This is a genomic window from Pseudomonas sp. GW460-12-10-14-TSB1 (assembly GCF_017349775.1).
Classification (GTDB): domain Bacteria; phylum Pseudomonadota; class Gammaproteobacteria; order Pseudomonadales; family Pseudomonadaceae; genus Aquipseudomonas; species Aquipseudomonas piscium.
In genome coordinates this window covers 26289-49891 of sequence record NZ_JACNAC010000050.1, presented here as the reverse complement: position 1 = coordinate 49891, position 23603 = coordinate 26289, and the positions used below count along the sequence as shown (strand labels likewise).

Genomic DNA, 23603 nt, shown 5'->3' with positions numbered 1-23603 from the left:
GTTGGGGTTTTGTTTTTGGGCGCAGAAAATACGTTTCTTATCTCCAAACAATTTTGCACAGTTATTTTCGGGACGGACCTCTAGAATAGCTCCACGCCTTTTCAGAGCCAGAACCTTGTATGTCAGATACGGTTGACGCCCCCGGGTTGTCGGAGTTGCCGCTGGATGACCTGGTGGCCTGCCACGAATGTGACTTGCTGATGCGCAAGCCAGAGCTGGCCCACGGAGAAAAAGCCCAGTGTCCCCGCTGTGGTTATGAGCTATACGCACACCGCCATAATGTCGTAGACCGCAGCCTGGCATTGGTTATTGCCGCGCTACTGCTCTACGTCCCCGCGAACTTTTTACCCATCATGCAGCTCAATCTACTCGGTCAATCCTCGGAGGACACCGTGTGGAGCGGCGTCGTCGGTTTGTTCAATACCGATATGCAAGGCGTGGCGGTGGTGGTGTTTCTCTGCAGCATGGGTATTCCGCTGCTCAAGCTGATCTGCCAGTTGTTCGTGCTCCTGAGCATTCGCCTGGACATAGGTCGCAGTTACGGGCTGTTGCTGTACCGCATTTATCACCACTTGCGGGACTGGGGCATGCTCGAGGTCTACCTGATGGGCGTATTGGTCGCCATCGTCAAGCTCGCGGACCTGGCTGCCATGACGGTCGGCCTGGGGCTGGTATGTTTTGTCAGCTTGTTATTGGTTCAGGTATGGCTGGAGGTGGTCATGTCGCCCCATCAGATATGGGATGCCTTGGCGGGGGAGGATACGCATGCGGGCGATTGATGCGGGCATTCTGGTCTGTAACGAATGCCATGAGCTGAACAGGCAGGAACCCGATACCGATGAGCAGACCTGCACTCGCTGCGGGGCCTTGGTGCATGCTCGTCGCCCCAACAGCATCATGCGTACCTGGGCACTGCTGATTACCGCGGCAATCCTGTACATCCCGGCCAATGTGCTGCCGATCATGACGGTCACGTCGCTCGGCCAGGGTGATCCCAGCACCATCATGTCGGGGGTGATCGTACTGGTGCAGCACGGCATGATCCCGATTGCGGCGGTGGTGTTCATCGCCAGTATTCTGGTGCCCACCTTCAAGCTGGTGGGTATTGCCCTGTTGCTGTTTTCGGTCCAGCGCCACCAGCCATTATCGGCGCGGCAGCGCATTTGGATGTACCGCTTTATCGAGTTCATCGGCCGCTGGTCGATGCTGGATATCTTTGTGATCGCCATCCTGGTGGCGGTGGTGAATTTCGGTCGGCTTGCCAGCATCGAGGCCAATCTCGGCGCGGTGGCTTTTGCCAGCGTGGTGATCTTGACGATGCTCGCCGCAGTAACTTTTGATCCCCGACTGATCTGGGATAACACGGAGTCGGACGACGACAATGAGTGATTTGCCTAAAGCTAAAACCCGTCCGGCTTCGAACTGGTCGGCCATCTGGGTCCTGCCCCTGATCGCATTGCTGATCGGCGGATGGTTGGGCTGGCGTGCCTATAACCAGACGGGTATCGAGATCCAGGTGCGCTTTGAAAGTGGCGAGGGCATCCAGGCCAACAAGACCGAAGTGGTCTACAAAGGGATGTCGGTGGGCAAGGTCAAGGCCCTGGCCCTGGACGACGAAGGCAATACCAAAGGGGTGATTGCCACCGTCGAGATGAACAAGGACGTCCAGCAATACCTGAAAAGCAGCACCCGCTTCTGGCTGGTCAAGCCGAGCGTGACCCTGGCCGGGATCACTGGCCTGGAAACCCTGGTTTCAGGTAACTACATCGCCATCAGCCCGGGCGAGGGCGAGACTGCGCGCAAGTTCAAGGCGCTGGCCGAAGAGCCGCCGCTATCGGATGCCAAGCCGGGCCTGCACTTGACCATCAAGGCGGACCGCCTGGGCTCGCTGAACCGCGGCAGCCCGGTGTTCTACAAGCAGATCCAGGTGGGCCAGGTGAAAAGCTACCTGCTCTCCGAAGACCAGAACACAGTCGAGATCAAAGTCTTTATCGAGCCGACCTACGCCAACCTGGTGCGTAAACATACGCGTTTCTGGAACGCCAGCGGCATCAGCATCGACGCCAACCTCTCCGGTGTGAAAGTGCGTAGCGAATCCCTGGCCAGCATCGTCGCCGGCGGTATCGCCTTCGCCACCCCGGAGAATCGCCGGGACAGCCCGCCCACCGACCCGACCCTGCCGTTCCGTCTCTATGAAGACTTCGACGCGGCGCAGGCGGGCATCCGGGTCAAGGTCAAGCTGAGTGATTTCGAAGGGCTCCAGGCAGGCCGGACACCAGTCATGTACAAGGGAATTCAGGTCGGTAACCTGAAGGCCCTCAAGGTCGACCCGGATCTCTCCAGCGCCACGGCGGAACTGACCCTGGACCCATTGGCCGAGGATTACCTGGTGCAAGGCACCCAGTTCTGGGTGGTCAAGCCTTCGATTTCCCTGGCGGGCATCACCGGCCTGGAAGCGCTGGTGAAGGGCAACTACATCGCGGTGCGCCCCGGTGACAAGGGCGGCGCTCCGCAACGCGAGTTCGAGGCGCGGCCCAAGGCGCCGCCGCTGGACCTGCGTGCTCCAGGCCTGCACCTGGTGCTGTTCACCGAAAACCTCGGTTCGCTTGAGGTGGGCAGCCCGATTCTGTACAAGCAGGTCAAAGTCGGCTCGGTGCAGAGCTACCAGTTCTCGCGGACCCGCAAGCAGTTGGTCATCGGCGTGCACATCGAGAAGGAATACGAAGGGCTGGTGAATGGTTCGACGCGGTTCTGGAACGCCAGCGGCGTCACCTTGACCGGTGGCCTGACCGGCGGCATCCAGGTCAAGAGCGAGTCGTTGCAAAGCCTGATGGCCGGCGGTATCGCCTTCGATACGCCAGAGCCCAACGTGCCGCTGAAAAAGCGCATCCCGCGCTTCCGCCTGTATGCCGACAAGGAGCAGGCGACGCAGAAGGGCACCCTGATCAGCATCAAGGTCGATCGCGCCGATGGCCTGCGTTCGGGCACGCCTATCCGCTTCAAGGGGCTGGATGTCGGCAAGGTCGAAGACGTCGACCTGAGCAGCGACCTGCAGTCAGTGCTGCTCAAGGCCCGGATCACCGAAGTGCCGGAGCGTATCGTGCGGGTCGGCAGTCAGTTCTGGGTGGTCAAGCCGGAGCTTGGGTTGATCAAGACCGCCAACCTGGAAACCTTGGTGACCGGGCAGTACATCGAGGTGCAGCCGGCGGCGAAGAACCTCGGTGCGCAAACCAGCTTTGTCGCCTTGCCCCAGCCGCCGGAAGCCGCGGTCGCCGAGGCCGGCCTGAGCCTGGTGCTGAGCGCGGAGCGTCGTGGCTCGCTGAAGGTCGGCGTGCCGGTGACCTACCGTGAAGTGACGGTGGGCAAGGTGACGGGTTACGAACTGGGCCAGACTGCCGACCGGGTCCTGATCCATATCCTGATCGAGCCGAAGTACGCGCCGCTGGTGCGTGGCGGCACGCGCTTCTGGAACAGCAGCGGGTTCGGTATCGACATCGGTCTGTTCAAGGGCGCGACGGTCCGCACCGAGTCGCTGGAGACCCTGATCCAGGGCGGTATCGCCTTTGCCACGCCGGATGGCGAGCGCATGGGCAACCCGGCGCGGCCGGAGCAGACCTTCCCGTTGTTCGACAAGTTCGAGGACGAGTGGCTGACCTGGGCGCCGAAAATCCCTTTGGCTAAGTAACCCTTGTAGGAGCGAGGCTTGCCCGCGATAGCGATCTGACAGATGCATCGCTATCGCAGGCAAGTCGGATCGCCGCCTGCTCGCTCCTACAGAAACAAAAAGGCCGTGATCGAAAGATCACGGCCTTTTTGGTTTTACGGCTTCGGGCGAATTACACCTCGTCCAGTTCCGCTTCGGCTTCCGGCTCGACGTTCAGGGTGGCCTTGACCTGATCGTGACGGCGGATGTATTTCCAGTCCGCCTCGTCGATGTAGATACCGTTCGGGCCGCTGCCGCCTTCCAGGTCGATGGCGACCTGGGCCGACACCTGCGGCTTCACACTGGCCAGGATCGGCACGAAGCCCAGTTGCAGGCTGGTTTCCAGCAGCGCTGCCTGGTTCTTCTCGTCGATGTCCGCGGCCTCGTCGAGGTAGTACGGCAGGCGTATGCGCCCGGCTTGCTCGCGATCCATCAAGTGCAGCAACAGGTACATGTTGGTCAGCGCCTTGATGGTCATGGTGGTGCCGTTGGACGCCGCGCCATCGATATCGGTATGGATCACCGGCTGGCCATTGACCTTGGTGATCTCGAACGCCAGCTCGAACAGATCCTTCAGGCCCAACTGGTTATGGTTGGCCGCTACCAGGCGGGCCAGGTATTCCTTGGCCTCTTCGTTCTTGTTGTCCTGCTCGGCGCTCTGGCTCAGGTCGAACACCGACAGGGTCTCGCCTTCTTCGTACTGACCGGCGCTGTGGATGATCTGGTCGATGTGCTTGAGGGCTTCCTTGTTCGGCGCGAGGACGATACGGAAGCTCTGCAGGTTGGACACCTGGCGTTTGTTGATCTCGCGGTTGAACAGCGCCAACTGGTGCTCGAGGCTGTCGTAGTCGCTGCGAATGTTGCGCAGGGTCCGGGCGATGTCGGTGACGGCCGCGCGACGCGCCTTGCCCAGGGTCAGGGCCTCGTCGGTGCGGTGCGCATAGGCGTTGATCAGCAGTTGCAGGCGACGCTCCATGTCGTCTTCGCTGTCGAACTTGGCCACGCCCTTGAGACGTACCTGGGCGTACAGCGCCTCGATCTGGCCATCGACCCGCTGCAGGCCCTGCCAACTGTCCTGATAGTCATTGAGCAGGGGCAGCAGGTTGTCCATGGAGTCGTCTACCGGCTCCATGAACGGCGTGCCGAACGGCAGGTCCGCCGGCAATAGCTGGCGGCGGCGCAGGGCGTCGTCGAGGGTGCGTTGCTTGGCTTCCATGTCGCTGATTTGCCGGCCCACCAGTTGCAGCTTGGCCGACAGCTGCTGGACGCGTTCGGTGAAGGCGTCGCTGGAGCGCTTGAGTTCGTCCTGGGCGGCTTCCATCTGTGCCAGCTGTTCCAGCTTCTCGCTTTCCTCGGCGCTCAGGGTCTGCGCGCGACGGAAGTCTTCCAGGGCTTTCTGCGCATCCAGCACCTGCTGGTACAGCGCTTCGGTCTGGGTCTTGCTCGCGGCGCGGTCGGCCGCTACCGCGGCCTGGGTTTTCAGTTGCTTGAGTTCTTTGTCCAGGCGCTCTTTCTGGTCGCGCAGCGCTGCGCGGTCAGCCAGGGCCTGCAAGGCTGGCGGTTCGATGTGGGAGATGTCGATGGACAGGCCCGGCACTTCGAAGCGCTCGCCCTTGAAGCCATCGAGGATCAGCTCCACGGATTTGACCCAGTCGCCGTTCTCGTCCAGGGCGATGCCGTGTTCGCCCAGCGGCAGGCTGAACAATTGGCTGTTGAACAGGCGCATCAGGCGCTCGACATCCTGCTGGGAGAACTCCTCGCGCAGGCGCGCATAGCTGTTGTTGTCGGCGTTATCGAGCTGCTGCTTGACCGACTTCAGGCGTTTTTCCAGGTCCCGCAGACGCTCTTCCAGGTCCTCAGCGGAGAACTGCCGGGACTGGGCCAGGGCGCCGGCCAGTTCGTCGTGGGCATCCTTGGCCGCCAGCAGTTGCTGCTCCAGGACCTTGACGTCGTCCACCAGGGCGAAACGATGCTTGAGCACCGAAAGTTCGCCGAGCCAGCGCTGGGTACCGGTGATTTCCCGTTCCAGGCGCATCATTTCCTGGGTGCTGCTGCGCTGGTCGTTCTGCAGCGCGTCCTGTTCGTTGCGGTAGTGCTCGGCCTGGACGGTCAGCTCTTCCTTGCGCGCACTGGCGTAGTCGGACCAGGTGCCCAGCAGCGAATCGAGCAGTGGCGACAGGCGATGCAGTTTGCCGCGCAGGATGTCGCGCTGCTTCACGCCGTTGCCCAGGGCTTCCACCAGTGGGCCCGCGGCCACCAGCGAGTTGTAGTCCTGCTCCATGCGGCGCACGTCGCGGAAGGCTTCTTCGCAGGCGGCGATGTAGTCGACGCTGCCGGAGCGCAGGCTGTGCTCGAAGGCATCGAGGAACAGCTGCTTGAGCTTGGCCGCGGTGATTTCGCGCATGTGCAGCAGGTTGATGAACAACGCGCGGAAAGTCTTCAGGCTCTGCTCGCTGGTGGAGCGCAGCGGGATCAGGGTCAGGTCCAGCGGAATCGAGGTATGCCCGCCCACCAGCAAGCGGCGCAGTTCATCCGGCTTGAGTTCATAAGCCTTCAGGCCATGGCGCTCGAGGTTGGTGAACAGCTCTTTCTGCCGCAGGCAGGTGTCGTCCTTCTGGTAATGCGCCAGGTCCAGCGAGCCGGCATAGGCGAAGAACTGGTGACCGAAACTGCCGCCCGGACCGCGCCCGGCCACGCCGATCACGTGCGGGCCATGGGGCAGGGACACTTCCACCAGGATGTAGCTGGTATCGGTGGCGAAGTAGAAACGCCGCGATTGTTCCAGGCTGTACTTGCCGAAGCTCATGTCCGACATGCGCGCCAGGATCGGGAATTGCAGGGCGTTGATCGAAGCCGACTTGCCCAGGTTGTTCGCGCCGTAGACCGACAGCGGTTCTTCCAGCGGGAACAGGCCCAGGCTGTAGCCGGCGGTGTTCAAAAGGGCAAAGCGGCGGATGCCGTAGCGTTCCTTGCTCATGCGTCGAGCTCCTGTTCTTCGGCAATGGCGCGGGCCAGTGCGTCTTCTTCACTTTCTTCGGACTCGACGAATTCGCTGAGGTCCAGCGGATCGTCGGTCTGCAGCAGTTTTTCGTCGCTGTCTTCGTCGATCAGCACTGGCGTTGGCAATGGCAGCACGCTGTGCAGGCTGGCGGCCAGGTCACGGTCCTGCTGCACCGACAGGCACACATCGAGGAAGCGGTGCATCGGCGGCAGGAAGCGGTAGATGCCCGGCTCCTCGCCGGCGAAACCCAGTTGGGTCATGCGCCGCATGATTTTTTCTTCCAGTTCTTCATGGGTCTGTACTTCGGCCTGGATGAACAGGTCGCGGTACTTCTCCAGCAGGGACGGCAGTTCGTCACGGGCGAGGCTGCCGCCGTCGAGCACGGCGACCGGGTCGCGGCCCTGGTCGGCCAGGTGCTCCACCAGGATGAAGGTGAACAGCGCCAGGCGCTGGGCGGTCTTGTTCACCTGGGCGGCGGCGTTTTCCGGCACGAAGTAGTAGAAACCGCGGGTGTCGCACACCAGTTCGAAGCCCAGGGCCTTGAACAGGGTGCGGTACTGGTCCTGGAAGTTCGACAGCTGGGAATACAGCTCCGGGTCGCGGCGGCTGACGTGATAACCCTTGAACAGCTCGCGAAAGATCGGCGCCAGCTGGGACAGTTCGGAAAGATCAAGATGCATGTGGAGTGCTCGCAGAATTCTCGGCGGCGTCATCGCGGGCCGAGAGCAGGGCGAAGGAGCGCAGGCTGACCTGATGCTCGTGGGTGTGGTAGTCGCGGCGTTCCAGACGCTCGCGCTTGAAGCGTTTTTCCCGCGAGAGGCGGGAGAACCAGTACAGCAGCTCGTCGGTAGCGCCGTCCGGTTCCTGCTCCAGCAGCCAGGTCATCAGGTCCGGCATCGGCAGCGCGTCTTCGCAGCGGTCGAGCATCTCGCGGACCGTGCGCGGCGCCCGTGGCGCGTCGCCACCCTTGTGGCTCTTGTGCGCCTTGGGGAAGCGCGTCGGCTTCGGCTCGAAGCTGGCCAGGGCGTAGACATAGGCCTCGACCTGGCCGGAGCTGCCGAGGAAGGTGCTTTGCGGACGGGTGAACAGCGGCATGGCGGCTTGCGGCACGGCGTCGATGCCCTTGCGGCGGATGGCCGACAAGGCCAGGGCCGCGCCGCGGGTCACGGCGTTGTGCCGGCGGGCTTCTTCACGCAGCGGCAGCAGCAGTTCCCGGGCGTGACGCAGGGTCAGCTGGGCGCTGGTCTGCATTTCCAGGATCCGCGCGTGGGTGCGCAGCAGCATGTCGTCGTCCACCAGGTGGCCCAGGCGCTGCTGTTCGGTGAGCATGCGCAGCAGGACGTTCTCGACCTTGCGCACGCCTTGCTCGAAGGCGCCGTCGGCGTTCACCAGCTGGATCATCGGCTCGACGTATTCGTCCCAAGTGGCCAGTACCTCGGCATACCGCTGGCGTAGGGGGATCTGCCGGTCGCTGGTCTTGGCCCGTTCGGCGACGGCCACCAGGGCCTGTTCGTCGTTGGCGAGCTTTTTCAGTACATCGCGCACGCGCATGTCCAGCAGACGCAACTGGCGAGCCAGGTCATGGCCGTCGCGGATGTCGAAGGCGTCCTGGATATAACCGGCCAGGCGTTCGAGGTGGCGCAGGTAGGCTTCGATTTCCAGGCACAGGCCCAGGCGGTGCTCGCGCCGCAGGTAGGCGAGGAAGTCGTGGATCTGCGCGTTGAGCTCGAAACGGTTCGGGCTTTTCGCCACCGGAACCAGAATATCCAGGCGGATCCACACATCCAGCAGGCTGGTGATGTCCTGTGGCGTACTGTCAATTTGCTGTGCGGCCAGCTGTGAACGCAGTTCGGCGAGGCTCAGGGTGCCTTGGTCGAAGTGCTCGCACAGTGGCTCCAGAAGTGCCCAGTGTTCGGCGAGGGCGCGCAACACGCGCTTGGGTTCGATCATCGGAATGGCCGGCTGGTTGGCAATGAAAAGCGGCGATTGTACTGCATCGGAAGGCTGACGATTCACCCCTCGGTCTTGTCATGGGCTGGACGGGCGTTTTTTGTGACGAATCAACTGCGGGCGATCTTCGACGAAGGACGGTAGAATCCCCCCACTTCAGTTATCCACAAGTGGCCGACCTTTGCTTATCGAGTCCCGCCGTCGCGCTTATCTGTCCGCCATGCAGGTGGTCAGCTGGCTGCCGCGCACCGAATTGCCCTTTGCGGCGCCGTCCCGTCCCGAGTTGCTGGTGATTGCCGAGCCCGCGGTCGAGGCCCCGGCAGCCCCTGCACCTGTGGCCAAAACGGTTGCCGAGCCTGTGGCCAAGCCGGCCGAACGACCGAAAATCGAAGTGCCGCGTCCCGCCAGCGCTGCCGTTCGTCCGGTCAGCAAGCCCGTGGAGGAGGCGGAGGAGGCTCCGGCGCCGGTCAAGGCCCCGCCCGTGCCACCACCGCGTTTCGCCCTGCAATTGCTGCGCGCCGGTCGTTGCCTGCTGCTGGTGGAGTTACCCACAGGCGAAGCCTTCCAGAGCCGCGACCCTGCCTACCTGCTGCTCAAGGACATGTTGCGCGCCGCCGGCCTGCCGGACAGCCCGCAGATCCTCGCCGAGCCGGTGCGCTGGCCGATGCTGACCCGCGGCAATCTCGACCAGGGGCCGGACGCAGCGCGGGATTTCGTCCAGGCCTTTGTCGGGGCGCGGGTCGAAGAAGAACCTTGCGTCTGCCTGTGGCTGATCGGCCTGCCGGCGGTACGTTTCGCGGGCGAGGCCGATGCGCAAGCCTACAACCGTGAACTCCAGGTCGAAGGCCTGGGCTCGGCCTGGGCGCTGCCGGGGCTGGAATTATTAATGGAAGAGCCACAGCGTAAGGCTGATGTCTGGCAAGCCATGCGTCGGCTGATGGCGCGTTGGAAAAGTAGCAATGAGTGACGCTTTATCGTTCCGCCAGGCCACCGAGGCGGATCTGGATGCCATCCTGAAAATCGAATACGCGGCGTTCAGCCATCCCTGGACCCGCGGCATTTTCACCGACGCCCTGAAATCCTATGAAGTCTGGCTGATGTTCGAAGGCAGCCAGCAGGTCGGCCACGGGGTGATCCAGGTGATCATCGACGAAGCCCACTTGCTCAATATCACCGTCAAGCCGGAAAACCAGGGCCGCGGCCTGGGCCTGCGCCTGCTGGAAGAGCTGATGAAGCGCGCTTACCAGAAAGACGCGCGCGAATGCTTCCTCGAGGTGCGTTCCAGCAACCAGACCGCCTATCGTCTGTACGAACGCTACGGTTTCAACGAAGTCGGGCGCCGCCGTGATTACTATCCGGCGACAGGTGGGCGCGAAGACGCGCTGGTGATGGCCTGCACCCTGGTGGATTGACGAAGTATCAACCCGGGCAGACGGGTCAGGGTTTGCCGTCCAGCGGGTCGCGTTGGGCCAGTTCGGCCTCGTCCAGGCCATTGCCGCCGCCGATATCATCTTCATCGACAATGCTCAGGTCCCAGTCGGCCGGCTGGTCTTCACCGGCTTCATGGGCGGAGCGGGCGCCGTCTTCGCGGATCAGGTTTTCCGGGGTCAGCTCATCGTCGTTGGGCTCCTCGTCGGCGTTGCCGGTCAGGCTGGAGCCATGGATGTGCCTGTGGGGAGTAGGATGCTCCGCAGGGCTGGAAGCAGGGTCGCCGACCCTGGCGCCGGGTTCTTCTTCATCGAAATCCAGCTCTTCCACGGAACCCATGCGGTCTTCGTTATCGTCGATGGGCTCGGGCTGAGGCGCACCATAAGGACGTCGTGATTCAGTCATGACGATTGCTCATACTTTCGGGCTTAAAGGGTGGACCCTGAGAACCCTTCAAGATTCCACGGGCTGGATAAGCGGTATCTGCACAGACGCGCGTGACCCCGATAGGCGGTCGTCTGTCAAAGCAACGCATCAATCCTGAGGCTTCACAGCATGAACGAACTACAAGACCTGATTGATAACAACGAGCGTTGGGCCGAAGCGATCAAGCAGGAAGATCCTGACTTCTTCTCCAAGCTGGCCCGCCAGCAGACGCCGGAATACCTGTGGATCGGCTGCTCGGACGCCCGCGTACCGGCCAACGAGATCGTCGGCATGCTGCCCGGGGATCTGTTCGTACACCGCAATGTGGCCAACGTGGTGCTGCACACCGACCTCAATTGCCTGTCGGTGATCCAGTACGCGGTGGACGTGCTCAAGGTCAAACACATCCTGGTTACCGGTCACTATGGCTGTGGTGGCGTGCGTGCCTCGATGCAGGATCGCCAGCTGGGCCTGATCGATGGCTGGCTGCGCTCGATTCGCGACCTGTACTACGAACATCGCGAAGTGCTGGGGCAACTGGCCACTGAGGAAGAGCGGGTCGACCGCCTCTGTGAGCTGAACGTGATCCAGCAAGTGGCCAACGTCGGCCACACCAGCATTGTGCAAAATGCCTGGCATCGCGGGCAGAGCCTGTCGATCCACGGTTGCATCTATGGCATCAAGGATGGCCGCTGGAAGAGCCTGAACGCCACCATCAGTGGCTTCGAGCAGCTGCCGCCGCAGTACCGCCTGCGTCCGGTCGGGGCGCTCTGAGGCGCTGAAAACCCATCGCGAGCAAGCTCGCTCCTACGGGCGATGTGCCGTTCTGTAGGAGCGAGCTTGCTCGCGATGGGGATGTAGCCGTTACCGCTTGTCCGTCAGATATGCGGCGGTGCCTCGGTACTCATCGACGGCGCTGGCGCCTTCAACTGTTTCAGCTGGGTCTGTACCGGCTCGCTGGTGCACTTGGCCTGGGCCTGCTCCGGCGTCAGCTTGCGGATCGAGGTGTAGAACAGAGCGCAGGTCTGCTCTTTGTTGGTCACCTGCCAGTTCTGCGTGCAGCTTTTGAGCTGCGCCGCCGGATCGCTGCCCGGCTTGCTGCCCATCCCGGCCTGCCAGCAGGCGGCGCTCAGATCCTGCCCCATCACTTTCAAGCCGGCCGCATCGGCCTTGGCCTCGTCGCCGTCGTAGTTCTCCGGGTCCGCCGCGTACCAGATGTAACTCGGGTGGTTGGAACCCAGCACCGGCACCTTCAGGCCGGCGCTCGGGCTGATCTGCGCCAGGCCCAGCACACTCACGGTGGCGCCGTACTGCTGCTTGATCCAGTTACGCACCGGCGCGCCGAAGGCCACCATCGGCAGGGCAGCGCCGCTGGCGTTCTGGCTGACCTGCTTGACCATGGTGGTCTGGTAGTCCTGGAAGTAGCCGTAGACGCCTTCCAGGTCCTTGCCGGCAGTAGACGGAGCGGCGATTGGCGCAATGTCGATGATGGTCTGGTAGCCCGGTGTCTGCTCGGTTGGAATGCCATTGGTGGTGAGCAGGGTGGCCCAGCGGTCGGTGGTGGCCGATCTCAGGTAGTCCTGGGCTTGGGTCAGCGAGTAGTCCGGCGGGAAGTGCAGCAGCTCGACGCTCTTGCGGTTTTCCAGGGCCATGCCCAGCGGCAGGAACAGGTACCAGCTGTAGGTCCATTTGCCGTCGCTGTTGAGTTTGCTGGCGCCCTTGTAGGCCAGGTCGCCGGCATCCAGCAGGGCGGTCAGCGGCTTGCCATAGCCCTTCGGCACACCGCTGATGTTGGCGTACAGCTGGTTGTTATCGGTCTTCACCTTGACCTTGGCGGTGCTGTAGCCATCGCGCTTCACGCTTTGGGTCAGGTAGTGCTCGACGGTCTGTTCCAGCGTCCAGTTGCGGAAGCAGATCACGTTGCAGTTGTTGGGGTAGGAGAATAGTTGGGTGACACGCTGGGTGTTGCCCAGCTTCAGATCGACGTTGGCCTGGGCTGCGGTGCTCAGGGTCAGGCTACTGAGGGTCAGGCCGCCCAGGGTCAGGGCGGCGAGGGGAAGGGACAATCCTGTGAGTTTCATGCTTGGCTCCTTGTCAGCGTAGGCCTCGTCTGGGCGAGGTAAGTTCCACCCTGAAACAGTAGCGGGTGACAAGGAAAAAGGTGGAATAAATCTTCATTTCTGCACCCGCAAACGGCCGCCCGTGCGGCCGCTGCCACCGGTTCAGGCCGGGAAGTGCAGGGCATTGCTCAGGTCGCCCATGGGCGCTTGCCCCCGGGCGGTCATCGCCGCGTCCCGTTGCTTGAGGCCGTCGAGCGGTTCGAGCTGGAACACTCGGGTGATCAGCCGCAGGATCGACGCGGTGTCGTACACCGTATGGTCCACCGTGCCCTTGCGGGCGAACGGCGACACCACCAGCGCCGGGATGCGTGTCCCCGGCCCCCAGCGATCGCCCTTGGGCGGGGCGACGTGGTCCCACCAGCCGCCGTTTTCATCGACCGTGACGATCACCACCATGTTCTGCCACTGCGGGCTTTCGCGCAGCACCTTCAGGGCGCGCACGATATGCCGGTCGCCCGCGGCCACATCGGCATAACCGGCGTGCATGTTGAGGTTGCCCTGGGGCTTGTAGAACGCTACCGGCGGCAACTTGCCGGCCTCGGCATCGGCGAGGAAGCGGTTGCTGCTCGACTCATCGCCCAGGCCCGCATCGCGCAGGTGGTGGTTGCGTTCGTTCGGCTGCTCGGGACCGAACTGCGCGAAGTAGTTGAACGGCTGGTGGTGGTACTGGAAGTTGGGGATCTTCGGAATCCCCGCCGAATCCTTGTAGGCGTCCAGCGTGACCTGCCAGGCGCCGGCGTACCAGGCCCAGTCGATGTCCTTGCGCGAGAGCTTGTCGCCGATGGTGTCATGGCGCTGCGGCACCAGCACATTGGGCAGGTCGGCCTTGGCATAGGCCGGGCGCAGCGGGTCGCGGATCCAGGTCGGCCAGTAGGGCGGGGCCATGGTATTGACCGCGTAGCCGTCCGGGGTCAGCAGGCTCGGGCCGAATTGCGGCGGGCCGCTCATGGCGCTGGCCGGGGATTGCTCCAGCGGCTTGAGGCGGTTGTCGAGCGGGTCGTCGCTCTGCAGGGTGGCGATCTGCGGCTTGGCCACCGAATTGGCCGCGTCCGGATAAAACGGCACGGCGGCGCTGATCAGGTACTGGTGGTTGAGAAACGAGCCGCCGAAGGCGCCCTGGAAGAAGTTGTCGCACAGCACGAACTCCCGGGCCACATCCCACAGGCGCAGCTCATAGCGGCTCTGGGCGTAATGACCCATGGGCAGGCCGCCGGAGTCGGCCCAGGCGACGAAACCATCGTTCTTGCCGCCGTTGATCTGCATCTGGTTCTGGTAGAACACGTGCCACAGGTCGCGGGTGACCAGGCTCAGGGGCAGGTTCTCGCCATCGGGGCCCTTGAGGGCGAAGGGCGCGTTGGGCAGGCGTTCCTGGTACTGGGTGCCGACCGGGTAGGTCACGCCATCCAGGGCCTGGGGCCCGACCTGGGCGACGCCACCCCAGACCGGCGGCAAGGCCTGCAACAGGCTGCCATCCCGGTCGCGTTGCTGATAGTCGGCGGGCTTGAGGGCCGAGAGCGGTTTTTCCAGGCCCGGGAAATCGGCGAACAGGTTGTTGAAGCTGCGGTTCTCGGCATAGATCACCACCACGTTCTTCACGTTGTCGCGCAGCGCCCGGTCCAGCTCGGCGGGCGACAGCGGGCGCTCCACCGGCTTGCCTGGCGTCTGTTCGTTGTGGCCGCAAGCGCTGAGCGTCGCGCCGACACCCAGCACCGCCACGCCGCCGAGAAAACGTCGACGGCTGGTGTCGGTGGGGTGCTCCGTGGCCTTGGAATGCTCTGGGTCTTTCGAGTTTTCGTCGCTCATGCCGGGTCCTGATTACCTTTTGATCAATTCGTAACAAAATATTTCGGCTGCAGGGTAGCAACCGAATATGACGGCAAGACTACAGAAAAGGCTCTGGGACGGGGCTTGGAAGATAGTAGGGGGAGGCTGGAAAGCGTGTAGGTCTGCTTCTGTAGGCGCGAGGCTTGCCCGCGATGAGGGCATGGCGGGCACCCTCGGCCAGGTGGCCGATCGCGAGCAAACTCGCTCCAGCAGAAGAGCGAGTCGCTCGCAAAAGATCAGGGCGCCACGGGCGGCATATAGCTCAGCGTGGTACCTAACGCCCACAGCAGGACCAGCACCAGCGGCGTGTGCACCAGCAACTGGACGAAGGAGAAACCGATCAGATCCCGCGCCTTGAGCCCCAGCACCCCCAGCAGCGGCAGCATGTAGAAGGGGTTGATCAGGTTCGGCAGCGCCTCGGCGGCGTTGTAGATCTGCACCGCCCAGCCCAGGTGGTATTGCAGGTCATTGGCCACCTGCATCACGTAGGGCGCCTCGATGATCCACTTGCCGCCGCCGGAGGGAATGAAGAAGCCCAGCACCGCCGAGTAGATGCCCATCAGCAGCGCGTAGGTGTCGTGGGAGGCGATCTGCACGAAGAAGGTCGAGATGTGGTGGGCCAGGGTCTGGCCGTCGACACCCTTGACCACGGTCAGTAAGGCCGCGATGGAGCCATACAGCGGGAACTGGATCAGCACCCCGGTGGTGGTCGGCACGGCCCGGGCCACCGCTTCGAGGAAACTGCGCGGGCGCCAGTGCAGCAGCGCGCCGAGCATCAGGAACAGAAAGTTATAGGTGTTGAGCCCGGAAATCGCGGTGATCGCCGGCTTGGTAGCGAACTCGTGGTAGAGCCAGCCGGCTGCCAGCAAGGCCAGCAGGATGGTCAGCAGCGGGCTGTATTCCAGCCATTCGCCGGGGCGGGTGCGCGGTTGTGGCTTGGGCATGCTGAAGCTCGGGTCGATGCCGCAGGCCTTGGCGTCGCGCGCCGAGTTCGGGCCGGGCGCGGTGGCGTAGGCGATGACCAGCGAGACCAGGATCAAGGCCAGCAGCAATACGCCGGACTGCCAGAGAAAGATGGTCTGGGTGAACGGAATCACCCCGGTGATCGACAGGATCGACGGCGGCAGGCTGCCGGGGTTGGCCTGCAATTGCGCGGCGGACGACGACAGGCCCAGGGCCCAGACCGCGCCCAGGCCCAGGTAGGCCGCGGCGCCGGCGGCGCGGTAGTCCATGCGCAGCTCGGTACGCCGGGCCAGGGCCCGCACCAGCAAGCCGCCGAACACCAGGGACAGGCCCCAGTTGAGTAAGGAGGCGACCATGGAGATCAGCGCCACCCAGGCCACGGCGGAACGGCCGTTTTTCGGGATGCGCGCCAGTTTGTCGATCAGCTTCACCGCCGGCGGCGAGCTGGCGACCACGTAACCGCCAATGACCACGAAGGCCATCTGCATGGTGAAGGGGATCAGGCTCCAGAAGCCATCGCCGAAGGCCATGGCGGTGTCGGTGGGCTTGGCGCCCATGGCCATGGTGGCCAGGGCGACTATGACCACCGCCAGCGCGGCGAACACCCAGGAGTCGGGGAACCAGCGCTCGGCCCAGTTCGAGCAGCGCAGGGCAAAACGGGCGGAACGGCTGTCTTCAATGTCTGTGGACACGTCGATACCTCAAGTCTTTTTATGATTGTCAGGAGGTCGGCCAGCCCCAGGCTGGGGCGGCCGAAAACTGTGCAAGAATGCGGCAATTGGTACCCACTGCAAAGGATTGAAGTACATGCCATTCCCGCTCGAAGAACGCCAGGCGCTGCTCAAGGTCAAGGGTGTCGGCGAAACCGTGGTTGCCCGCCTCGAACAACTGGGCATCGATTCCCTCGCCCGATTGGCCCGGGCCGATGCCCTGGACATCGTCACTCAGGCCTCGGCCCTGGTCGGCTCCAGCTGCTGGAAAAACAGCCCCCAGGCCCGCGCGGCGATCCAGGCGGCGATCGCCCTGGCCAAGGACGCCTGAAGCGGTGAGCCGCGAAACGCCTTTCGCCTATCAGGCCGTCTACCGCTACCTGGTGGAGTGGCTGGACGGCGCCAGCGCGGCCGAACAGCGCCTGCCGTCATTGCGCGCCCTGGCCCAGCGCCTCAAGGTCTCGGTCTCCACCACCAAGTACGCCTACGCTTTACTCGAAGACGAAGGGCGGATCTACGCCCGGCCCAAGCAGGGCTACTTCAGCCGCCCCGTGCCGGCGCCAGGGCTGGCGCCGGATACGCACCTGCTGGACAGGGTCTATGCCTACGCCCGCCAGCCCGGAATGCTGGCGCTGTGCAGCGATGCCCCGGCGATGTTGCTGTCCCTGGACAATCCCCTGTTGACGGCCGAGCGCGAACTGGTGCGCCAGTACCCGCGTTCCCAGGCGCCGCTGTACCAGCCGTTTGGCGAGGCGGAGCTGCGCACGGCGCTGGCCGAGCGCTACACCCGCTCGACCACGGATTACTGGCAGGCCGAGCAGGTGTTTCTCGGTACGGACCTGCGCGCCGTGCTGGCATTGTCGCTGGATGCCCTGGAGCTGAACGGCAGCGTCGCCCTGGTGGAGTCGCCCTGTTCCTGGACGATCCTGCGGCAATTGCAGGCGGCGAAGATCCGGGTGATCGAGCTGCCGCTGGACGCCGAAGGGCGTTTCGATCGACAGCGGCTGCATGAGGCGCTGCAACACGAACCGGTGCGCCTGGTGCTGCTGTCCTCGACGTTGAATACGCCCCACGGCAGCCTGATGCCCGCGGCGGACAAACAGCAGCTGTGCCGCTGGCTGGGGGAGCGCGGCATCTGGTTGTTGGAAAATGACAGCTATGGCGAGTTCTGCTTCACCCCGGAGCCGGCGCGGTATCGCGATTACGCCGATCCCGAACGGCTGTTGGTGTTCTCCACCTTCGACAAGCTCATCGGTTCCGAGGCGCCCTTCAGCTATGTGCTGTGTCGGGGCCAGGGCGCGCGCTTGCAGCGGCATTTTCTCGAGCGCGCGTTCCGCCTGTCACCAATCCGCCAGAAGGCCGTGGCCAAGCTGCTGGGCAGCGGCCGTGTCGATCAGCACCTGACTCAGCTGCGTGGCCTGTTGCGCGAACGCATGGGCCAGATGCGGGCGCTGCTGGCCGAACATGCCGCCGAGCAGTTGCGCGTGGTCACCCCGGCCGGGGGCGCGACCTTCTGGGCCGAGGCCACGCGCCCGGTGGATATGGCCCAGGTCTATGAGCAACTGCTGGGCCAGGGCATCGTCATCGCCCCGGGGCAGATGTTCAGCCAGCAAGGCCTCTGGCGCCATCACCTGCGCCTGAGCTTCACCCTCGACTGGCGCCAGGACATCGCCGGCGCCGTGCAACGGCTGGCCCGGGCCATCGATCAGACGCCGTAGCAGTGCCGCGCCTCGGGGAAGCGGCCGTCGCGCACCTCGGCGGCGAACTGCTCGCAGGCCTGGCTGATCAGCGCCCCGACATCGGCGTACTGTTTGACGAAGCGCGGCACCTGGGGCCCGCCCAGGCCCAGCAGGTCCTCGGTCACCAGCACCTGGCCGTCGCAGGCGGGGGAGGCGCCGATGCCGATGGTTGGCATCGGTGAGAAGTCGCTGATACGCCGCGCGAGGTTTTCCGCCACCCCTTCCAGCAGCAGGCTGAACGCCCCGGCTTCGAGGTGGGCGCGGGCGTCGGCCTCGATGGCCTGGGCGGTGGCATCGTTCAGGCCCTGGGCCTTGAAGCCGCCCATGACGTTCACGTACTGGGGCATCAGGCCGATATGGGCCATCACCGGAATCCCGCGTTGCACCAGGAACTCCAGGGTCGGCGCCAGGGCCTGTCCGCCTTCGAGCTTGAGCGCATCACAGCCGGTGCGCGCCAGCACCTCGGCACAGTTGCGGTAGGCCTGTTGCGGCGATTCCTGGTAACTGCCGAACGGCATGTCGGCGATCACACAGGCCAGCCGGGTGCTGGTGACCACGGCGCGGGTGTGGCCGATGATCTCTTCCAGGCTCATGTCCAGGGTGGAGGCGCGGCCGTAGCCGACCATGGCGGTGGAGTCGCCGATCAGCACGAAATCGACGAACGGGTCCATCAGCCGCGCCATGTGGCTGGTGTAGGCGGTCAGGGAAACGATCTTCTGCTGGCCTTTCATGGCCACCAGTTGCGGCACGGTCAGGCGTTTGCTGCGGGTATGGATGCTCATGGCGGCTTTCCTGTTGCGGGTGGGAAAGTCGCCGATTATTGGCGTCTGCGGCGCCGATTCAATGCACAGGATCGCGCTAAAAACCGACCCAGAAGGGTGTTGCGGTTGTCCCTCGCGGCGTTTGCGTAGACCATGGGCGCCTTGAATTCTGCCCAACACCGAGTGGCTTTATGTCTTTTTCCCCTGATGCGCGGCCGGCGCCGTTTTCCCGGTCCGACTACAAGACCCTGGGTCTGGCGGCACTGGGCGGCGCCCTGGAAATCTACGATTTCATCATCTTCGTATTTTTCGCCCTGACCCTGAGCCAGCTGTTCTTCCCGCCGGAAATGCCCGAGTGGCTACGGCTGTTGCAGAGTTTCGGGATCTTCGTCACCGGCTACCTGGCGCGGCCGCTGGGCGGCATTCTCATGGCGCACTTCGCCGACCGCCTGGGGCGCAAGAAGGTGTTCAGCCTGAGCATCCTGATGATGGCCCTGCCATGCCTGCTGATCGGCATCATGCCGACCTACGCGCAGATCGGCTATTTCGCGCCGCTGTTGCTGCTGGCGCTGCGGGTGCTGCAAGGCGCGGCGGTGGGCGGTGAGGTGCCGAGCGCCTGGGTGTTCGTCGCCGAACACGCCCCGGCCGGCCATCGCGGTTATGCCCTGGGCTTTCTGCAGGCCGGGCTGACCTTCGGCTACCTGATCGGCGCGCTGACCGCGACCCTGCTGGCGCAGCTCTTCACCCCGGCGGAAATCCTCGATCACGCCTGGCGTTATCCCTTCCTGCTCGGTGGGGTGTTCGGCGTGATCGGCGTCTGGCTGCGCCGCTGGCTCAGCGAAACCCCGGTGTTCATGGCCATGCAGGAGCAACGCGACAGCGCCGTCGAACTGCCGTTGCGCACCGTGCTGCGCGAGCATCGCCTGGCCCTGTTGCCGGCGGCGATTCTCACCTGTGTGCTGACCTCCGCGGTGGTGGTGTTCGTGGTCATCACCCCGACCATGATGCAGAAAACCTTCGGCATGAGTGCCAGCCACACCTTTGCCCTGAGCAGCCTGGGCATCGTCTTCCTGAATATCGGTTGCGTGCTGGCCGGGTTGATCGTCGACCGCATTGGCGCCTGGCGCACGGTGATGCTCTACAGCCTGCTGCTGCCACTGGGCATCGGCCTGCTCTACGGCTGCCTGATCAGCGGCGGCGACTGGGTCGGCCTGGCCTACGCCATCGCCGGCCTCGGCTGTGGCGTGGTGGGCGCGGTGCCGTCGGTGATGGTCGGGCTGTTTCCGGCGCGGATCCGCGTGTCCGGCATCTCCTTTACCTACAACATCGCCTACGCGCTGTGGGCGAGCACCACGCCCTTGCTGCTGATCGGCCTGATGCCCTGGAGCCCATGGATCTGCGTGATGTATTGCGCGGTGATGGGCGCGGTCGGGGTCATCAGCGCCGGCTATTTTGGGGCGCGCATGCCGAAGCTGACGGGGAGTGCGGTGCCTGGGGTTTGTGCGGGGTCCTGAGGCTCTTTCGCGAGCAAGCGAGCGCTCCCGCAGGGGAGAATTTTTCGCCTCCGGAAATACCTGCAGGCGCCGGCGCGCGCGGGCTAGAGCCTTCGCCGCCAAGCTGCTGTTTAACCCTGCCAATACCGTTGAATGTTGTGCTTAGCCAAGGCCCATTTACCCGCTAATCTCTCGAAAAAAAACGCGCGGTCCACGCGCCAGTTTTCGGGAGCTGCCTTGATCCGGTCCGTCCTTTGTTCCCTGCGTGATTTCTCCACGCTGCCCCCGCTGCTGCAGGCGGCGTGGTTGTCCTTTGCCATTGGTCTGTTCATGACCCTGCTTCATCTGTGGATCTTCAATTTTGTCGACTATGGGCTGGACGGTGCCAACGTCGAATCCCTCAGCGGCAAGGTGCTGTATGCCGACGGTGGCGGGATGCTGATACAGGACGCGGACAGTGGCGAATACACCCGGCTCAAGGTGGTTCGTGGCATCACCTATCTGAACGTCGGCCATGACCAGATCCTGGGGCGCACGCTGAGCTTCACCCACCTGCGCGATGCGGTGCTGAGCTGCACCCTCGATGGCGAGGAGCTGTGCATCGCGCAATGCTCCAACGCCATGGAATGCCTGGACAGTCGCCGCGAGCGCGAGACGCCGCAGGGCATATTGATCGTAGCCTTCGGCACCAGCCTGGTGTGCCTGGGCCTGCATGTGCTGCGCCGGCGCAAGTCCGCGTCGGGTACCGGGATCTTTTGAATTGCCGCCGGGCACCGTTGCCCCTAGGCTGTGCGGCATCCGTTTCAGACCAGGAGCCCTGCATGCAGGTCGTGCCGATACTCGAGACTTGTGCACAGGTGCAGGCGCGTGTGCGCGAGCTGCGCAACCAGCCGGACGTGCGCAAGTACATGTACACCTCCCACGAGATTTCCGAGGCCGAACACCGTGCCTGGCTCGACTCGCTGGCGGGCAATCCGCGCCAGTCGGTGTTCGTGGTGCTGCAAGAGGGAATCGCCTGCGGCGTGGTGTCGCTGAACGCGATCAATGCCCTGCACAAGAGCGCCGACTGGGCTTTCTACCTGGACAGCGGCTTGCAGGGCAAGGGCCTGGGCAGCCAGCTGGAATTCTGGCTGCTCGACCATGCCTTCGGCGCAGCCGGCCTGGAAAAGCTCAACTGCGAGGTGCTGGCGCTGAACCAGGCGGTGATCCGCCTGCACCAGAAGTTCGGTTTCACCCTCGAGGGCGTGCGCCGGCAGAATGTCGAGAAGGACGGCCAGCGCATCGATGTGATGCTGCTCGGCATCACCCGCGAGGAATGGGCCGCCCAGCGTCCGGGCATGCTCGCGGTGATGGCGCGGCTGGGGCGCTGAAAGCCGTTACGCATAACGGTCAGATGGCAGCGACATGACCATTGCGTCATTTTGCCGGGGCAGGCTGTCCAGGCCGGCTATCATCAGCCACGACGATTTTCACAGGCGGGGGCTTTCATGGGCGCAGGGCACAGTCACGGACAGGTTCGGGCCGGACACGAACGCAAGTTATGGATGGCCCTGGGGCTGACCGGCAGCTTCATGATCGCCGAGGTGATCGGCGCCTTTGTCACTGGCAGCCTGGCGTTGCTGTCCGATGCCGCCCACATGATGACCGACGCGCTGGCGCTGGCGATCTCCCTGGTGGCGATCCAGGTCGGCAAGCGCGCGGCCGATCGCAAGCGCACCTTCGGTTATGCGCGCTTCGAGATTCTCGCCGCGGCGTTCAACGCCATCCTGTTGTTCGTGGTCGCTTTCTACATCCTGTTCGAGGCCTGGCAGCGCCTGTCCGCGCCAGCGGAAATCCAGTCCACGGGCATGCTGGTGATCGCGGTGCTGGGGCTGATCGTCAACCTGATTTCCATGCGCCTGCTGGCCTCGGCGAGCGCCGAAAGCCTCAACGTCAAGGGCGCCTACCTGGAAGTCTGGAGCGACATGCTCGGCTCCATCGGCGTGATCGTCGCGGCACTGGTGATCATGTACACCGGCTGGGGCTGGGTCGATTCGCTGGTGGCGGCGGCCATCGGTTTCTGGGTGCTGCCGCGCACCTGGACGCTGCTCAAGGAGAGCATGAACGTGCTGCTGCAAGGCGTGCCGGACGGCATCGATATCGACCAGGTCGAGCAGGGCATCCGCGCCATCGACGGGGTGACCGAGGTTCACGACCTGCACCTGTGGGCCCTGACCAGCGGCAAGAACGTGATGAGCACGCACCTGGTGGCCGACCTGGGGCGGCGCAGCGAACAGCAGATCCTCGCCGAGGTCACCGAGCTGATGCACGAGCGCTTCGATATCTCCCATGTGACGGTCCAGGTCGAACAGGCCGGCTTTCACGAACAGGGGCACGAAGAGCACGTGCACTGAGTCCGGCGCCGTTCTTGAGGGCGCAGGAGGTCCTACGGACCTATCGCAGCCTGCGGCAGCGGCTACAGGGTTTTAGTCGCGCTCTTCGAGCACGTAACCGACGCCGCGCAGGGTGTGGATAAGTTTGCTCTCGAACGGGTCGTCGATCTTGGCCCGCAGGCGGCGGATCGAGACTTCCACCACATTGGTGTCGCAATCGAAGTTCATGTCCCACACGAACGAGATGATCTGGGTCCGCGACAGCACCACGCCGCTCTGGCGCATCAGCAGGTGCAGCAGGGCGAACTCCTTGGTGGTCAGGTCGATGCGTTGCTTGCCGCGAAAGGCCCTGTGGCGGCCCTGGTCCAGTTCCAGGTCGGCCACCCGCAACACGTCGGGTGTCGGTGACTGCTCGCTGCGCCGCAACAGGCTGCGCACTCGCGCCAGTAGCTCGGGGAATTCGAACGGCTTGACCAGGTAATCGTCGGCGCCCAGGTCCAGGCCCTTGATCCGGTCCACCAGCCGCCCCTGGGCGGTGAGCATCATGATCCGCGTATTGCTGTTCTGGCGAATGCGCTGCAGCACCCCCCAACCGTCCAGCTCCGGCAGATTGACGTCGAGAATCACCAGGTCGTAGGCGTGCTGGCGGGTCAGGTGCAGGCCGTCGGCGCCGTTGTTGGCGCAATCGACGACGTAGCCGCTTTCGCTCAATCCCTGATGCAAGTAGTCGGCGGTTTTCGGTTCATCCTCGATCACCAGAATGCGCATGCTGAATTAGCCTCGGTGTTTAATGCAGTGGGGAGGCCCAATAACTTTGTTGGAAGTAACGGGCTGGGTGATTCAACTTTCAAAGTTTCGAATTTCAAAGTTCTGGATTTAAAAGCTTCGAAGTGTCGTGCGGGGAGAAGTTGTTTCTCTATATTTCAAGTTGTTGGTTTATTGCACTTGCTCTCGGGTCGATGGCCGGGATGTTAATACAGAAGCCCGTGGCAGAGCGTTTGCTAACGGATTTGTAATCTTTGCGCCACCCTGTCGATAAGTACCGAAGGCTACATTTGGCCGGCACTAAATACTCACCTGTTAGTTGTTTTATGGGTGGAGTGTGGATGCGTC

Annotated in this window: 21 protein-coding genes; 12 read left to right on the top strand and 9 right to left on the bottom strand. The window is 63.6% G+C overall.

The features are described 5' to 3' along the window. The first annotated feature begins 119 nt into the window (after positions 1-119). From J4D52_RS23815 to J4D52_RS23805, 3 genes are read left to right on the top strand one after another with little or no spacing between them, the layout of a single operon-like run. Positions 120-779, top strand: coding sequence for a paraquat-inducible protein A (locus tag J4D52_RS23815; protein WP_025804432.1), 660 nt, complete (start codon positions 120-122; stop codon positions 777-779). Then, positions 766-1389, top strand: coding sequence for a paraquat-inducible protein A (locus tag J4D52_RS23810; protein WP_007930128.1), 624 nt, complete (start codon positions 766-768; stop codon positions 1387-1389). Before J4D52_RS23815 ends, J4D52_RS23810 begins: the two co-directional genes overlap by 14 nt. Further along, positions 1382-3685, top strand: coding sequence for a PqiB family protein (locus J4D52_RS23805; protein WP_102677966.1), 2304 nt, complete (start codon positions 1382-1384; stop codon positions 3683-3685). Before J4D52_RS23810 ends, J4D52_RS23805 begins: the two co-directional genes overlap by 8 nt. A gap of 151 nt (positions 3686-3836) precedes the next feature. Here the strand turns inward: J4D52_RS23805 and mksF are convergent, their stop codons facing one another. From mksF to mksB, 3 genes are read right to left on the bottom strand one after another with little or no spacing between them, the layout of a single operon-like run. Beyond that, on the bottom strand, positions 3837-6680 hold the full coding sequence (gene mksF, locus J4D52_RS23800; RefSeq protein WP_102677967.1) for an Mks condensin complex protein MksF: 2844 nt from the start codon (positions 6678-6680) through the stop codon (positions 3837-3839). Then, the gene (mksE, locus tag J4D52_RS23795) at positions 6677-7384 is read right to left on the bottom strand and encodes an Mks condensin complex protein MksE (protein WP_025804429.1); all 708 of its coding nucleotides are present in this window, start codon (positions 7382-7384) and stop codon (positions 6677-6679) included. Before mksE ends, mksF begins: the two co-directional genes overlap by 4 nt. Then, positions 7374-8654 carry an Mks condensin complex protein MksB gene (gene mksB / locus J4D52_RS23790; RefSeq protein ID WP_063433025.1) on the bottom strand — a complete coding sequence of 427 codons (1281 nt, stop codon included), beginning with the start codon at positions 8652-8654 and terminating at the stop codon, positions 7374-7376. The genes mksE and mksB overlap by 11 nt, the downstream gene beginning before the upstream one ends. Before the next feature lie 181 nt (positions 8655-8835). On the opposite strand from mksB, the gene J4D52_RS23785 reads away from it, so the two are divergent. Then, positions 8836-9621, top strand: coding sequence for an energy transducer TonB (locus J4D52_RS23785; RefSeq protein ID WP_102677969.1), 786 nt, complete (start codon positions 8836-8838; stop codon positions 9619-9621). Continuing rightward, the gene (rimI, locus tag J4D52_RS23780) at positions 9614-10066 is read left to right on the top strand and encodes a ribosomal protein S18-alanine N-acetyltransferase (RefSeq protein WP_007930137.1); all 453 of its coding nucleotides are present in this window, start codon (positions 9614-9616) and stop codon (positions 10064-10066) included. Before J4D52_RS23785 ends, rimI begins: the two co-directional genes overlap by 8 nt. Positions 10067-10091: 25 nt before the next feature. On the opposite strand, the gene J4D52_RS23775 is transcribed toward rimI, so the two are convergent. Continuing rightward, a complete protein-coding gene (locus J4D52_RS23775; RefSeq protein WP_102677970.1) occupies positions 10092-10487 on the bottom strand; it encodes a serine kinase/phosphatase in 396 nt (131 codons plus the stop codon). A gap of 150 nt (positions 10488-10637) precedes the next feature. Here J4D52_RS23775 and can point away from each other — a divergent pair, with 150 nt between their 5' ends. Then, positions 10638-11282 (top strand): carbonate dehydratase, encoded by a 645-nt coding sequence (gene can, locus J4D52_RS23770; RefSeq protein WP_009050866.1) that lies wholly within the window; start codon positions 10638-10640, stop codon positions 11280-11282. 104 nt (positions 11283-11386) lie between these two features. Here the strand turns inward: can and J4D52_RS23765 are convergent, their stop codons facing one another. From J4D52_RS23765 to J4D52_RS23755, 3 genes are all read right to left on the bottom strand, one after another. Then, positions 11387-12589, bottom strand: a complete 1203-nt coding sequence (locus J4D52_RS23765; RefSeq protein WP_102677971.1) for a hypothetical protein — start codon at positions 12587-12589, stop codon at positions 11387-11389. A 141-nt stretch (positions 12590-12730) separates the two neighbouring features. Next, the gene (locus tag J4D52_RS23760; RefSeq protein WP_102677972.1) at positions 12731-14431 is read right to left on the bottom strand and encodes an acid phosphatase; all 1701 of its coding nucleotides are present in this window, start codon (positions 14429-14431) and stop codon (positions 12731-12733) included. A gap of 257 nt (positions 14432-14688) precedes the next feature. Further along, positions 14689-16107, bottom strand: coding sequence for a short-chain fatty acid transporter (locus J4D52_RS23755; protein WP_063433015.1), 1419 nt, complete (start codon positions 16105-16107; stop codon positions 14689-14691). A 115-nt stretch (positions 16108-16222) separates the two neighbouring features. Here J4D52_RS23755 and J4D52_RS23750 point away from each other — a divergent pair, with 115 nt between their 5' ends. Further along, positions 16223-16456, top strand: a complete 234-nt coding sequence (locus J4D52_RS23750) for a Pathogenicity locus (RefSeq protein WP_102677973.1) — start codon at positions 16223-16225, stop codon at positions 16454-16456. Between the two features lie 4 nt (positions 16457-16460). Beyond that, positions 16461-17843, top strand: coding sequence for a PLP-dependent aminotransferase family protein (locus tag J4D52_RS23745; RefSeq protein WP_102677974.1), 1383 nt, complete (start codon positions 16461-16463; stop codon positions 17841-17843). Here J4D52_RS23745 and panB read toward each other — a convergent pair. Continuing rightward, positions 17831-18646: a 3-methyl-2-oxobutanoate hydroxymethyltransferase gene (gene panB, locus J4D52_RS23740; protein ID WP_102677975.1), complete on the bottom strand. Its 816-nt coding sequence runs from the start codon at positions 18644-18646 to the stop codon at positions 17831-17833. The genes J4D52_RS23745 and panB overlap by 13 nt on opposite strands. Before the next feature lie 170 nt (positions 18647-18816). On the opposite strand from panB, the gene J4D52_RS23735 reads away from it, so the two are divergent. From J4D52_RS23735 to J4D52_RS23720, 4 genes are all read left to right on the top strand, one after another. Further along, the gene (locus J4D52_RS23735; RefSeq protein ID WP_102677976.1) at positions 18817-20139 is read left to right on the top strand and encodes an MFS transporter; all 1323 of its coding nucleotides are present in this window, start codon (positions 18817-18819) and stop codon (positions 20137-20139) included. Between the two features lie 216 nt (positions 20140-20355). Further along, positions 20356-20877: a hypothetical protein gene (locus tag J4D52_RS23730; protein ID WP_226303472.1), complete on the top strand. Its 522-nt coding sequence runs from the start codon at positions 20356-20358 to the stop codon at positions 20875-20877. Between the two features lie 62 nt (positions 20878-20939). Continuing rightward, positions 20940-21488 (top strand): UDP-4-amino-4,6-dideoxy-N-acetyl-beta-L-altrosamine N-acetyltransferase, encoded by a 549-nt coding sequence (gene pseH, locus J4D52_RS23725; RefSeq protein WP_102677978.1) that lies wholly within the window; start codon positions 20940-20942, stop codon positions 21486-21488. 117 nt (positions 21489-21605) lie between these two features. Next, positions 21606-22511, top strand: coding sequence for a cation diffusion facilitator family transporter (locus tag J4D52_RS23720; RefSeq protein WP_025804416.1), 906 nt, complete (start codon positions 21606-21608; stop codon positions 22509-22511). 72 nt (positions 22512-22583) lie between these two features. On the opposite strand, the gene J4D52_RS23715 is transcribed toward J4D52_RS23720, so the two are convergent. After that, positions 22584-23258 carry a heavy metal response regulator transcription factor gene (locus J4D52_RS23715; protein ID WP_007930804.1) on the bottom strand — a complete coding sequence of 225 codons (675 nt, stop codon included), beginning with the start codon at positions 23256-23258 and terminating at the stop codon, positions 22584-22586. Positions 23259-23603 lie beyond the last annotated feature (345 nt).

Bases quoted from the DNA above. Each gene is read 5' to 3' on its own strand.
- J4D52_RS23815 (WP_025804432.1), top strand. From the start codon at position 120: ATGTCAGATACGGTTGACGCCCCCGGGTTGTCGGAGTTGCCGCTGGAT.
- J4D52_RS23810 (WP_007930128.1), top strand. From the start codon at position 766: ATGCGGGCGATTGATGCGGGCATTCTGGTCTGTAACGAATGCCATGAG.
- J4D52_RS23805 (WP_102677966.1), top strand. From the start codon at position 1,382: ATGAGTGATTTGCCTAAAGCTAAAACCCGTCCGGCTTCGAACTGGTCG.
- mksF (WP_102677967.1), bottom strand. From the start codon at position 6,680: ATGAGCAAGGAACGCTACGGCATCCGCCGCTTTGCCCTTTTGAACACC.
- mksE (WP_025804429.1), bottom strand. From the start codon at position 7,384: ATGCATCTTGATCTTTCCGAACTGTCCCAGCTGGCGCCGATCTTTCGC.
- mksB (WP_063433025.1), bottom strand. From the start codon at position 8,654: ATGATCGAACCCAAGCGCGTGTTGCGCGCCCTCGCCGAACACTGGGCA.
- rimI (WP_007930137.1), top strand. From the start codon at position 9,614: ATGAGTGACGCTTTATCGTTCCGCCAGGCCACCGAGGCGGATCTGGAT.
- J4D52_RS23775 (WP_102677970.1), bottom strand. From the start codon at position 10,487: ATGACTGAATCACGACGTCCTTATGGTGCGCCTCAGCCCGAGCCCATC.
- can (WP_009050866.1), top strand. From the start codon at position 10,638: ATGAACGAACTACAAGACCTGATTGATAACAACGAGCGTTGGGCCGAA.
- J4D52_RS23765 (WP_102677971.1), bottom strand. From the start codon at position 12,589: ATGAAACTCACAGGATTGTCCCTTCCCCTCGCCGCCCTGACCCTGGGC.
- J4D52_RS23760 (WP_102677972.1), bottom strand. From the start codon at position 14,431: ATGAGCGACGAAAACTCGAAAGACCCAGAGCATTCCAAGGCCACGGAG.
- J4D52_RS23750 (WP_102677973.1), top strand. From the start codon at position 16,223: ATGCCATTCCCGCTCGAAGAACGCCAGGCGCTGCTCAAGGTCAAGGGT.
- panB (WP_102677975.1), bottom strand. From the start codon at position 18,646: ATGAGCATCCATACCCGCAGCAAACGCCTGACCGTGCCGCAACTGGTG.
- J4D52_RS23735 (WP_102677976.1), top strand. From the start codon at position 18,817: ATGTCTTTTTCCCCTGATGCGCGGCCGGCGCCGTTTTCCCGGTCCGAC.
- pseH (WP_102677978.1), top strand. From the start codon at position 20,940: ATGCAGGTCGTGCCGATACTCGAGACTTGTGCACAGGTGCAGGCGCGT.
- J4D52_RS23720 (WP_025804416.1), top strand. From the start codon at position 21,606: ATGGGCGCAGGGCACAGTCACGGACAGGTTCGGGCCGGACACGAACGC.
- J4D52_RS23715 (WP_007930804.1), bottom strand. From the start codon at position 23,258: ATGCGCATTCTGGTGATCGAGGATGAACCGAAAACCGCCGACTACTTG.